The 11102-nt window shown below is 66.1% G+C and carries 11 protein-coding genes; 8 read left to right on the top strand and 3 right to left on the bottom strand.

The genetic code is table 11. From position 1 onward, the window contains the following. The first annotated feature begins 48 nt into the window (after positions 1-48). The 8 genes from fliG to U9J33_RS16285 all read left to right on the top strand — a co-directional run bounded on the left by fliG (position 49) and on the right by U9J33_RS16285 (position 8808). The gene (fliG, locus tag U9J33_RS16320; protein WP_054437859.1) at positions 49-1077 is read left to right on the top strand and encodes a flagellar motor switch protein FliG; all 1029 of its coding nucleotides are present in this window, start codon (positions 49-51) and stop codon (positions 1075-1077) included. Between the two features lie 230 nt (positions 1078-1307). Beyond that, on the top strand, positions 1308-1967 hold the full coding sequence (locus tag U9J33_RS16315) for a flagellar biosynthesis protein (protein ID WP_231635888.1): 660 nt from the start codon (positions 1308-1310) through the stop codon (positions 1965-1967). A gap of 96 nt (positions 1968-2063) precedes the next feature. Continuing rightward, positions 2064-3677: a flagellar basal-body MS-ring/collar protein FliF gene (fliF, locus tag U9J33_RS16310; protein ID WP_054437854.1), complete on the top strand. Its 1614-nt coding sequence runs from the start codon at positions 2064-2066 to the stop codon at positions 3675-3677. A gap of 11 nt (positions 3678-3688) precedes the next feature. Next, positions 3689-4051: a flagellar motor switch protein FliN gene (gene fliN, locus U9J33_RS16305; protein WP_054437989.1), complete on the top strand. Its 363-nt coding sequence runs from the start codon at positions 3689-3691 to the stop codon at positions 4049-4051. Next, complete coding sequence (locus tag U9J33_RS16300; protein ID WP_324696739.1) at positions 4048-4494, top strand: helix-turn-helix domain-containing protein; 447 nt, start codon at positions 4048-4050, stop codon at positions 4492-4494. The genes fliN and U9J33_RS16300 overlap by 4 nt, the downstream gene beginning before the upstream one ends. A 23-nt stretch (positions 4495-4517) precedes the next feature. Further along, on the top strand, positions 4518-6617 hold the full coding sequence (gene flhA, locus U9J33_RS16295; RefSeq protein ID WP_054437852.1) for a flagellar biosynthesis protein FlhA: 2100 nt from the start codon (positions 4518-4520) through the stop codon (positions 6615-6617). Positions 6618-6717: 100 nt separating this feature from the next. After that, on the top strand, positions 6718-8124 hold the full coding sequence (locus tag U9J33_RS16290; RefSeq protein WP_324696737.1) for a flagellar hook-length control protein FliK: 1407 nt from the start codon (positions 6718-6720) through the stop codon (positions 8122-8124). 12 nt (positions 8125-8136) lie between these two features. Next, positions 8137-8808, top strand: a complete 672-nt coding sequence (locus tag U9J33_RS16285; RefSeq protein ID WP_185996716.1) for a flagellar hook assembly protein FlgD — start codon at positions 8137-8139, stop codon at positions 8806-8808. A gap of 62 nt (positions 8809-8870) precedes the next feature. On the opposite strand, the gene U9J33_RS16280 is transcribed toward U9J33_RS16285, so the two are convergent. The 3 genes from U9J33_RS16280 to U9J33_RS16270 all read right to left on the bottom strand — a co-directional run bounded on the left by U9J33_RS16280 (position 8871) and on the right by U9J33_RS16270 (position 11032). Then, positions 8871-9083 carry a hypothetical protein gene (locus U9J33_RS16280; RefSeq protein ID WP_324696733.1) on the bottom strand — a complete coding sequence of 71 codons (213 nt, stop codon included), beginning with the start codon at positions 9081-9083 and terminating at the stop codon, positions 8871-8873. A gap of 532 nt (positions 9084-9615) precedes the next feature. Further along, positions 9616-10317: a peptidylprolyl isomerase gene (locus tag U9J33_RS16275; RefSeq protein WP_420719889.1), complete on the bottom strand. Its 702-nt coding sequence runs from the start codon at positions 10315-10317 to the stop codon at positions 9616-9618. Between the two features lie 13 nt (positions 10318-10330). Continuing rightward, the gene (locus tag U9J33_RS16270; RefSeq protein WP_054437845.1) at positions 10331-11032 is read right to left on the bottom strand and encodes a GcrA family cell cycle regulator; all 702 of its coding nucleotides are present in this window, start codon (positions 11030-11032) and stop codon (positions 10331-10333) included. Positions 11033-11102 lie beyond the last annotated feature (70 nt).

Genomic DNA, 11102 nt, shown 5'->3' with positions numbered 1-11102 from the left:
CCCTGACCGTACGGGACCGAGCAATTTTTCGGGGGTATCGAAGTGACGATGATGGCCGCGGTGGGTGAGCCGCCGGAGCTCAAGAAGTATTCGGGCATGCAGCGCGCTGCCGCGCTGATGCTCGCGCTCGGCCGCGATCATGGCGGTCCGATCTGGGAGCAGCTCACCACCGAGGAGATCAAGGAGCTGTCCTCCACGATCGCCCAGCTCGGCCGGGTGCCGTCGGTCGTCGTCGAGCATCTGCTCGTCCAGTTCTCGGGCGAAGTCTCGAGCATGGCGACGCTTCACGGTTCCTACGAGACCACCGAAAGGCTGCTCGAAGGCATCCTTTCGGCGGACCGGGTCAAGGAAATCATGGAGGACATCCGTGGTCCTTCCGGCCGCACGATGTGGGACAAGCTGTCCAACGTCAGCGAGGCGGTGCTCGCGGGGTATCTCAAGAACGAATATCCGCAGACGGTGGCGGTTATCCTCCACAAGCTGCGGCCGGATCACGCCGCGCGCGTCCTGTCCGAGCTGCCGCGCGAATTCGCCACCGATGTCGTCATGCGCATGCTGCGCATGGATACGGTGCAGAAGGACGTGATCGTCCAGGTCGAACAGACTCTGAAGAGCGAGTTCATGACCAACCTCTCACGCGCGCAGCGCCGCGATCCGCACGAGACCATGGCCGAAATGTTCAACGCGCTCGACCGCTCCACCGAGGAAGCGATGCTCGGCGCGCTGGACGAGAAGGCCCCCGAATCGGCCGAGCGCATTCGCGCGCTGATGTTCACTTTCGAGGATCTGGCGAATCTGCTGCCGGGTGCGATCCAGACGATCGTGCGCAATTGCAACAAGCGCGAGCTGGCGCTGGCGCTGAAGGGCGCGCCGGACGAGATGAAGAAGATCTTCTTCAACGGCATGACCGAACGCGCCGCCAAGCTGATGCGCGACGACATGTCGGCGATGGGCCCCGTGCGCGCACGCGAATGCGAGGAGGCACAGACCGCGCTGGTCCGCCTTGCCAAGTCGCTCGGCGATCGCGGCGAAATCATGCTGGTCGATCCCAAGAGCGACGATGCGATGATCTATTGATGAAATGTCCGATTTTGTACGCGCGTCATATTCCTGAAGAGTTCTTCGCGGAAACAGGTGCTTGCCTGTTCCGCCGCGGGGAAGTCCGGGCGATGTCGTAAACTCGCCAAGAGGCCGTCGAGGTTTGGGGCAGAACGGATCAGCGCAAGCCTCGCTGGCGTCATTAATGAGTTTACGACCTGATGAAGACGTATAGAGATTCCGAGGGTGCGGCGATGATGGAGGATCCCATGACCATTCAGCCATTCGGTTTCGACAGGGTGTTTCGATTCCCGACCAATGAGCCCGTGGACGAACGGCGGCACGAGGAACTGCGCGAGCATGTCGCGGAGCTTCAGGCGCGCATCGAACGTCTTCACGAGGACCATGTCGCCGAACTCGCAAGGGCCAGGTCCGACGGCTTCGACGCCGGGCTGGAGCAGGCGCGGGGCGAGCGTGCGGAGGCGATGCTGGCGGCGACCGACGCGCTTCACGCTTCGGTGGACGAAGTGGAACGACGCTTCGATGCCGTGATGGACCAGGTCATTTCCGAGGCCGGGGCGATTGCGCTCCAGGCCGCCGAACTGCTCGCCGGTCATGCCATCGCCGCCGAGCCCGCGCGCGCCATCGATGAAGCGCTGACCCGCGCCCTCGATCAGGTTTCCCGCGATACCGCGCTTTCGATCCGGGCCAATCCCGCCATGCGCGAGGATATCGAGCGCCTGGTGGAGGAGCGCCGCAGCCGTGAACGCCGCGCGCTTGCGATCGTCGTGATCGACGACGAGACGCTGCCGATGAACGATGCCCATATCGGCTGGGCCGAGGGCGGCCTCAACGTCGATTCCGCTTCCCGCCGCGCCGCCGTCATGGGCGAACTCGCGGGCGTCCTCGCGCCGGAAGGCGCTGCGTAAACTTTTCCTGTTACCGGCAAGAGTTGCCTAGCCGATTATCCTATAATGTCAGCAGCGACGCCAGGGGGGTGCCGCTGCTGATGTAAGAGGCGACTTTTGAACGCGTTGCGGAACTTTATCGAGCAGATCGGTCCGCGCCGGGCCCTGCTGATGGGGGGCGTGGCCCTTGCCATGCTGGCGGGTCTCGGGTGGATGGCCTTTCGCAGCCCCACGACCGAGATGGGCTACCTCTATACCGATCTCGATCCTTCGGCCGCGCAGTCGATCACCGAGAAGCTGAAGGGGCAGAACGTGCCCTTCCAGCTTTCGGCGGACGGCACGTCGGTCATGGCGCCGGTCGACAAGCTGGCCGAACTGCGCATGTCGATGGCGTCCGAGCAGCTCGGCGGCAAGATCGGCTATGAGGTGCTCGATGCCGAGGAGCCTTTCGGCATCTCGTCCTCGCGCGCCAAGCTCAACGAGACCCGCGCCATCGAAGGCGAACTGGTCCGTTCGATCGAGAGCCTTGAGAAAGTGGCCAAGGCACGCGTCCATGTCGTAATGCCCGACCGCGCGATGTTCGAGACCGAACCGCGCAAGGCCAGCGCTTCCGTCACGGTAAAGACCAATGGCCGTCTTTCCGGCGAGCAGGTCCAGGCGATCCGCTATCTCGTGTCTTCCGCCGTGCCCGATCTCAATCCCGAGGCTGTGTCGATCGTCGACCAGACCGGCGCGCTTCTGGCGCGTGCGGGTGAGGGCGGCGATGCGGGCGCGGGCAATCTCGAGGATCGCCAGAACGCCGTCGAGGCGCGCCTGCGCAACGAGATCGAATCGATGATCGAGCCGATCGTGGGCCAGGGCAAGGTGCGCGCCGAAGTGGCCGCCGTGCTCGAACGCGATCAGGTACGCGAGGAATCGGAAGTCTTCGATCCCGATACCCAGGTCGTCGCCCATCAGGTGACGGTGGAATCCAACAACCAGAACGACGAGAACTCCGCCGGCGCGCAAGGCGTGACCGTGGGCGCGCAGTTGCCGGACAACCAGGGCAACGTGGCCGGCAACGGCGGCGAAAACCGCCGTTCGGCGCAGAACGAGACGTCTGAAGACACGACCTACCAGAACAGCCGGACCCAGAAGGTCGCGGTCCGCACGCCCGGGCAGGTCAAGCGCCTGACCGTTGCGGTCATGGTCGACGGCGGTCCGCAGGGCCTTCCTGCCGCGCAGGTCCAGCGCCTGCAGCGGCTGGTCGAGAACGCCGTGGGCTTCGATGCCGATCGCGGCGACAGCGTGGTGGTCGAGAACATGGCGTTCAACGCGCCGACCGATCTCGATGGCGCCGATTCCGGCCTGCCCTTCGGCATCACCACCGACCGCATCTTCGACGTCCTGAAGATCCTGCTGGTGGGCGGCATTATCCTCTTCGCCATCCGCATGCTGAAGCCCAAGCTCGGCGAACCGCCGCTGGTGGAAGGCGTGGTGGAACAGCGCCTGCCCGCTCCGGATGCCGAGATGATCTCGCTGAGCGAACGGGCGGCCGACGGCGACGAGGACGCCATGCGGCAGCTCGAGGAAATGCGGGCTGGAGAGGGCGAACCCCTGCTCGACCAGGAGATCGCGCTTGCTCAGGTCGATGGCCGCATCAAGCTTTCCGCCCTGCGCCGCATCGGTGACGCCATCTCGGCCAGTCCCGCAGAATCCGCATCCGTAATCCGTCAGTGGATGAACAGTTGAAAGGTATGACCATGAGCGACGAGCTCGAGCCGCGCCAGCTGGCGCCTGCTCACCTGACCGAAGAGAACCCCGCTGACATGGGCGGCGAAGGAACGACCGAACGGTCCCCGCGCCCGACCACGCCGCCCACGCCCGACGACCTGCACGCCGTGTTCGACGTGCCGGTGAAGGTCCAGGCCGTGCTTGGCCGTTCGCGCATGGACATCGGCGAACTGTTGCGCCTCAAGCCCGGCATGGTCGTCGAACTCGACCGCCGGGTGGGTGAGCCGGTGGACATCTTCGTCAACAATCGCCTGATCGCTCGCGGCGAAGTTGTCCTGATCGACAGCACGCTGGGCATCACGCTGACCGAAATCGTGCGGCAGGAGGCATGATGCCCGTGTCCGATCACGATCCGACCCGTCTGATGCTGGTCGGCGACCTTGGCAACGCCATGGGCCTCGCGGTCGAGATGGTGCGCGGGTCGGCCGCGAGCATCGCGGTGGGAACCGCGAACCCGGCCGTGCTCGAAGCGTGGCACCGTGCCAACGGCGATATCGTCGTGGTGGATATCGCGGTGAACCTTCAGGATGTCATGGCGCGCCTGCGTGGTGAACGGGCCGGTAATCAGTCCGTCACCATGGCGGTGTCGGAACTGGTGGGCCAGAACATCGCCGAAGTGGAGCGCGAGCTGATCCTGCAGACGCTCGAACGCTGCCGCGGCAACCGCACGACCGCAGCGTCGATGCTCGGCATCTCGGTGCGGACCATGCGCAACAAGCTGCGAACCTTCCTGTCCGACGGCCTCGTGGTGCCGCCGGGCCTGATCCGCCACTGAAGCTTTCGGAACCCGGTGAAGCGATGAACGCACTCGTCTCTGCAAGGCTCGACCAGTTCCTGACGCGCCTCGGCCCCAGCCGCGACCTGGCGCTGGCGCTGGGCGTCAGCGCGATTATCGCCATGCTGATCCTGCCGATGCCGGGCTGGATGCTCGACATGGGTCTGGCGCTTTCGATCACGGCCTCGGTCCTGATCCTGATGACGGCGCTGTTCATCGAAAAGCCGCTCCAGCTTTCCAGCTTCCCGACGATCCTGCTGATCGTGACGATGCTGCGGCTGGGCCTGAACCTTGCCTCGACGCGCCTGATCTTGGGGCACGGGCACGAAGGCCATCACGCGGCGGGCGGCGTTATCGCGGCCTTCGGCGAGTTCCTGATGGGCGGCGAGACCGTCATCGGCCTCACCATCTTCGCGATCCTGATCGTCATCAACTTCGTGGTCATCACCAAGGGCGCGGGGCGCATCGCCGAAGTGGCGGCGCGCTTCAGCCTCGATGCCATGCCCGGCAAGCAGATGGCGATCGACGCCGATCTCAATGCGGGCACCATCACCGAGGCGCAGGCCCGCGAACGCCGCGCCGAGATCGAGGCGGAAAGCGGCTTCTACGGCGCGATGGACGGTGCCTCGAAGTTCGTTAAGGGCGATGCCGTTGCCGGCCTGCTCATCACCGCGATCAACATCGTCGTCGGCCTCATCATCGGCGTGGCCATTCACGGCGTGCCCTTCGGCGAGGCCTTCACCACTTACACGATCCTGACCGTCGGCGACGGTCTGGTCAGCCAGATTCCGGCGCTGATCGTCTCGACGGCGGCGGGCCTGCTGGTCTCGAAGGGCGGCGTGGTCGGCAAGACCGGCGCCGCGCTCGGCGAGCAGCTCGGCCGCTATCCCAAGGCATTCGGCATCGTCGGCGTGCTGATGGGCGTGCTGGCGCTCATGCCCGGCCTGCCGTTCTTCCCGTTCGCATCGCTTGGCGCGGCCTGTGGCTGGCTGGCCTGGTCGATGTCGCGCAAGGCCGAGGCAAAGGCCGCGCAGGAGCGGATGCAGGAAGCGCTCACGCACCAGCAGCAGATGGAGGCGCAGGCCGAGGAGCCGATCTCGCGCACGCTTGCCATCGATTCGCTGCGCATCGAGCTGGGCTACGGCCTGCTGCCGCTCATCAACGATTCGCAGGCCGAGCCGCGCCTGGACGACCAGGTGCGCGCGCTGCGCCGGCAGATGGCGATCGACTACGGCTTCGTGCTGCCCTCGGTCCGCATTCTCGACAACATGGCGCTCAAGCCGAACGAATATATCGTCTTCGTCAAGGAGACCGAGATCGCGCGCGGCGAACTGCGCATCGGCAAGCTGCTGGTGATCAACGCTTCCGGCCAGGACATGGGCATCCGGGGCGAGGCCACCAAGGAGCCGGTGTTCCAGCTTCCGGCGCTCTGGATCGACCGGGACATGCGCGAGGAAGCCGGATTCCGCGGCCTTACCGTGGTCGATTGCGGCACCGTGGTGACGACGCACCTGACCGAGATCGTCAAGGACAACATCGCCGACCTGCTCTCCTATACCGAGACGCAGAAGCTGCTGAACGAGGTCCACAAGGAATCGGAGAAGCTCATCTCCGATATCATTCCCGGCAAGATCTCGATCTCGGGCGTGCAGCGCGTTCTCCAGAACCTGCTGTCCGAGGGCGTGTCGATCCGCGACGTGCCGACGATCCTCGAAGGCATTGCCGAGGCAACCGCGATGTCGGGCAACCTCACGCAAGTGACCGAGCACGTCCGTGCCCGCCTTTCGCGCCAGATCTCCGCCCAGCAGACGTTCGACGGGACGATCCCCATCGTCACGCTCAGCGGGCAATGGGACGAGGTTTTCGGGGAGGCCATCGTCGGCCTGGGCGACGACCGCCACCTCGCCATGGCGCCCTCGCATCTCCAGGCCTTCATCACCGCCGTCCGCGAGGGTTACGACCGCCTCGCCGCGCAGGGCGAAATTCCCTGCCTGCTCACCAGCCCGCCGCTGCGGCCGTTCGTGCGTTCGATCATCGAGCGCGTCCGCCCTGCAACGGTAGTGCTCTCGCAGAACGAAATCCATCCGCGCGCGCGCCTGCGCAGCCTCGGCACGATCGGCTGAAGCGGCAGGCCCGCGTGAAGGCGAGGGTGCGACCGGGACCGGTGCAAACCCTCTATGATAACAACATGGCCGCGTATCGCCGGCCGGAGGATGCTCCATAATGCCGGTTTCCATGAATGCCCTGTTTCCCACCTCCGCACCGGCGGCAGGCGCCGCAACGAGCGCCGACAGCCTGGCCGCAAGCGGACAGAAGGCGCCGGTCGCGTTCGGAACCCTGCTCGGCGCGACCCGCAAGACCGCGCCTGCCGCTTCTGCCATGATCGCGGGCGAGGCGGCGGGGACCGGAGCGGAAACCGTTCCCGCCGCCGACCCGGCATTGGCCGCTCCCGCTCCCGCTGACGCTGCCGAGAACGGCAAGCTCGTCCAGCAGCCGTGGACCGCGGCGACTTCGCTTGAAGAGGCAGCAGCGACACCGGGCGCGGCGCTCGCCGGGAAGCCGGAACAGGGCGCCAAGCCGGTGGCCGCACACAAGACGGTGGCCGACAAGCTCGTTCCGCAGGCGGAGACGGCAAAGACCACGCTGGCGCAGCTTGCGGCGCAGGCCGCCGCTTCGCAGGTTCCCTCCGGCACCGACACGGCAGTACCGGCCGATGGCGCGGCGGCCGATGCGCCGGTTGCCGAGGACGGCAGCGCGCCGGATGCCGGCGATGCGGACGTGGATCCGGCGAGCCTTGTCCAGACCGCGCAAGTTCAGAACATGCCCGTGCCCGCTGCGACGCAGCCTGCGTTGGCGGTGGCGCCGCAGGCGGTCCCGGACGTGAAGGCCGAAAAAACCGAAGGTGGCGCCAAGAGCGGCGAAATTGGCGGCAAGTCCGGCAGCAAGCTGGCGAGCAGGGCATCCGCTGCCGATCGTTCGGCGGGCAGTGCCGACCGCCTCGCCCCGGAGCCGGCGGCAACGCGCGGACAGGGCGCCGGCCCGGCGGCGATGCAGCAGGCCGATTTCACACCGGATCAGTCCTCCGCGCAGGGCGACGGCAATCTTTCGACCCCGCTGCTGTCGCAGACGCTGACCGGCACGGCCGCGCGCCCGGCCGCGCTGCCTTACCCGGCAACGCAGTCGGCGACCCAGAGCGCAGCGGTATCCGTTCAGGAGGGCCAGTTCGGCGCCGATATCGGCGTGGAGATCGCCCGCGCCCTCGACAAGGGCAGCGACGACCTGCTCATCCGCCTCGACCCGCGCCACATGGGCCGGATCGACGTGCGCCTATCCTTCGACCACGAGGGCGTTCTGCGCGCGGTCATGTCGGCGGACAGTTCTTCCGCGCTCGACATGCTGCGCCGCGAAAGCACCGATCTCAATCGCGCGCTGGCCGACGCCGGTATCCGTGCCGACGGCCAGTCCCTGCGCTTCGACAGCCGCTCAGGCGGGCAGGGCGGACAGCGCTGGCAGGGTGACCAGCAAGGGCAGCGGCAGGCGCAGGGCAGCCTGTCCGACACATTCGGCGGGAGCGACGACCCGATCTACCGACCGCTCAGGAGCAGCGGTCATGTCGATCTCATGGCATAAGGCACAAGAGCAATGACCACGGTTTCAAGCACGACGTCGACCACGAGCGACACCACGGCGGCCTCCACTTCGGGGCTGCTGACCGACTACAACCTGTTCCTCAAGCTGCTGACGACGCAGATGACGAACCAGGATCCGCTCGATCCGATGGATACCTCGGAATATACGCAGCAGCTCGTGCAGTATTCGCAGGTGGAGCAGTCGATCCAGCAGACGGGCAAGCTGGAGGACATCCTCAGCCAGCTCACCTCGCAGCAGATGGCGCAGGCATCGAGCTACATCGGGCGCGAGGCGCGTTTCGATTCCCCGGTTGCCGGGCTCGGCAACGCACCGGCCCACTGGACCTATTACGTGGACGGCACGCCTTCCACCATCACCGCCACGATCAAGGATTCCTCGGGCACCGTGGTGAACACCGTGACGCTCGATCCCACCACGCAGGGCTCCTACGAGTGGGACGGAACCAAGGCTGACGGCACGAAGGCCGCGGACGGCGCCTATACCCTGTCGATCACGGCCACCAATGCCGCCGGCAATGCGCTGGATACGACGATCAACTCGGTGGCGATCGTGGATGACGTGGTGACCGACGGCACCAACATCATGCTGGGCGTCAACGGTATCCGCATGTCCGCCTCCGGCCTCGTCGCCCTCGCGGCTGCCGGCGCCAGCACCGATAGCTGACCGGAACGGCCCCGAAAACGAGAAAGGCCCCTGAACCGGCTGGTTCAGGGGCCTTTCTCGTTTCAGGCCTGGCCGACCGTGCTGTGACGGTTGGCATTTCCGATGCCCGTTGCCGGCTCCACGCTCTCCGCCGACTGGAGGGAGACGTCGAGCCTGGTGCAGCCCGGAATACGTTCGGGCAACGCCAGGATCATCAGGCAGTCCGCGATCGATGGATCGTCGATCGGACCGATCAGTTCGTCCACCTCCTCATAGGAGACGTCCGATTGACTCATGCAGCGAAGCGCGGCCGCCTGCCAAAGCTGAGAAGTTGATTCAACTCTCAACTTGAGCGAGAACCAGAACTCTTCGTGCGACACGACAGTTGGACCGGCCTCGCCGGCGCAATTCCAAGGTAAATTTTCTATCATCGCACTCTCAAAAGTACATCGAACCGAATAGATGCAGTCCGTGCCCCCGGACCTGAGAGGGAGTCCCACAACCCCTGAAAGTTCAATGGCTCCCGTGGTCACTGGGACCAACTAAGGGATTTCCCGTATTCGATTTGGCGATTGGGTAAATGTTCTCTTACCGTGGAAGGCGAGACAGTTGGTCTGGCAAACCGGGAGCGCCGAATAAGGGCGGAAACCCGCGGATTATGAGCGAATCGACAGGCGGCGGCATTACCCAAAGCTAACGCCGATGTGGTTGTGTTCAGGGAGATGCCAGAAATTTAATCCACAATCTTCGGCAGGCTGCCGGCTTTACGCGCTAGGGCGACGCACAGCGCTATTGTCTTTGTGGAAATGGCGGCCGGCGCCGGAAGTCTCAGGGTGTGGCGGGCGGGGGAACGCGGCGCGCGCTCACGATCTTCACCTGCGGTTCGAGCATCTGGCCCTTCATGACGCCTTCGCCCTTGGTGGGCGAACGGGGCTGGTCCCAGATCCTGCGCACCACGTCCATGCCCGAGACGACATGACCGAAGGCGGCAAAGCCTGCGCGGGCTTCGGGATTGTCCGAAGCGGGCTGCGCATTGAGGGACGGGATGTCACTCAGCATGATCGTGAAGTCCGCCGTGGCGCTGCCGGGCGCGTAGCGGGCCATGGAGATGGTGCCGGCCTTGTGCGTGATCCCCGTGACGCTGGTGGGCTCATGAGGCACCGGCGGCAGCACGTTGATGCCCTGCAGGCCGCCTTGCAGCAATCCGTTGGGCTGGTCGCCCCAGTCGAGATGCATGGCGCGGTAGAAGTTGGCACCGTCGAACCTGCGGCTGTCGACGTACTTGAGGAAGTTCGCGACCGTGAGCGGGGCGTGGGCCTTGTCGAGATCGAGGGTGATTGTCCCGGCGCTGGTCGTCAGCGCAACGTAGACATGTTCTGCAGGCTTGGGCTCGGCAGGTTTGGGCTCGGCAGGCTTCGGTGCGGCGGTTTCGCCGGAGGGCGGAGCGTTCTGCGCGAGGGCAGGGGCGGCGAGCGCCAGAACGAACGGTGCGGCGATGAGCCAGGCATTCAGGGCCCGTCGCCGCACCATCGTCTTCATCGGATCAGCGAACCCGCGGGCCGCCGAAGGGAAGCGGCGGAGGAGGACGGCGCGCGCCGCGCGGCAGCTGTGCCTGATAGGCCCGGCCGCAATGCTCGACGCAATAAGGGAACCCGGGGTTCACCTTTTCTCCGCAGAAGTGGAAGTCCGGTTCGCCGGGGTGGCCCATCGGCCAGCGGCACACGCGGTCGCTGAGGTCGAGGAGGCTGGTCTTGTCGGCGATTTCCGCGCTCGGCTTGGCAGGCACCAGGCGGCGGGGCGGCGCGGGCGGAATCGGCTGCTGCTGATCGCCGGGGCCCTGGCGCAGGAAGCCGCCGGGGCCGACAGAGACGACGCGCGGGCCCTTCGGCGCGGCCGGGGCATCTTCGCTGGCGGCGACCGGCGGTGCCACCGGAGCGGGGCTGCGGGGCGCCGGCGCCACGGGCGGCTGCGGCGCGGCGCGCACGACGGGCGCTTCGACCTGCGGCGCGGGCGCGGCTGGCGCGGCCTCGGCAACGGGCTTGGGCTTCTTCGGGGCGGGTGCCGGGCGGGCCGGCTTTTCGTTGGCCTTGACCGGGGAAGGGCGTGCCTTGAGCCCGAGGCGGTGTGCCTTGCCGATCACCGCATTGCGGCTGACGCCGCCAAGCTCGTCCGCGATCTGGCTGGCGGTGGCTCCGCCCTCCCACATCTTGGTCAGCTTCTCGATCCGCTCGTCCGTCCAGCTCATTCGGTGTTCCATCTCTTCATCGGGCGAACCAAGAATCGCCCCAAAATTCCGTGGCGCGGCTTGCCTTGGA

The sequence above is a fragment of the Novosphingobium sp. RL4 genome, from assembly GCF_035658495.1.
Taxonomy (GTDB): domain Bacteria; phylum Pseudomonadota; class Alphaproteobacteria; order Sphingomonadales; family Sphingomonadaceae; genus Novosphingobium.
The sequence above is the reverse complement of the archived record's forward strand: the minus strand, read 5'-3'. Positions and strand labels throughout refer to the sequence as shown.

Coding starts and splice junctions, on each gene's coding strand:
- fliG (WP_054437859.1), top strand. CDS start 49: ATGATGGCCGCGGTGGGTGAGCCGCCGGAGCTCAAGAAGTATTCGGGC.
- U9J33_RS16315 (WP_231635888.1), top strand. CDS start 1,308: ATGACCATTCAGCCATTCGGTTTCGACAGGGTGTTTCGATTCCCGACC.
- fliN (WP_054437989.1), top strand. CDS start 3,689: ATGAGCGACGAGCTCGAGCCGCGCCAGCTGGCGCCTGCTCACCTGACC.
- U9J33_RS16300 (WP_324696739.1), top strand. CDS start 4,048: ATGATGCCCGTGTCCGATCACGATCCGACCCGTCTGATGCTGGTCGGC.
- flhA (WP_054437852.1), top strand. CDS start 4,518: ATGAACGCACTCGTCTCTGCAAGGCTCGACCAGTTCCTGACGCGCCTC.
- U9J33_RS16290 (WP_324696737.1), top strand. CDS start 6,718: ATGCCGGTTTCCATGAATGCCCTGTTTCCCACCTCCGCACCGGCGGCA.
- U9J33_RS16285 (WP_185996716.1), top strand. CDS start 8,137: ATGACCACGGTTTCAAGCACGACGTCGACCACGAGCGACACCACGGCG.
- U9J33_RS16280 (WP_324696733.1), bottom strand. CDS start 9,083: ATGAGTCAATCGGACGTCTCCTATGAGGAGGTGGACGAACTGATCGGT.
- U9J33_RS16275 (WP_420719889.1), bottom strand. CDS start 10,317: ATGGTGCGGCGACGGGCCCTGAATGCCTGGCTCATCGCCGCACCGTTC.
- U9J33_RS16270 (WP_054437845.1), bottom strand. CDS start 11,032: ATGAGCTGGACGGACGAGCGGATCGAGAAGCTGACCAAGATGTGGGAG.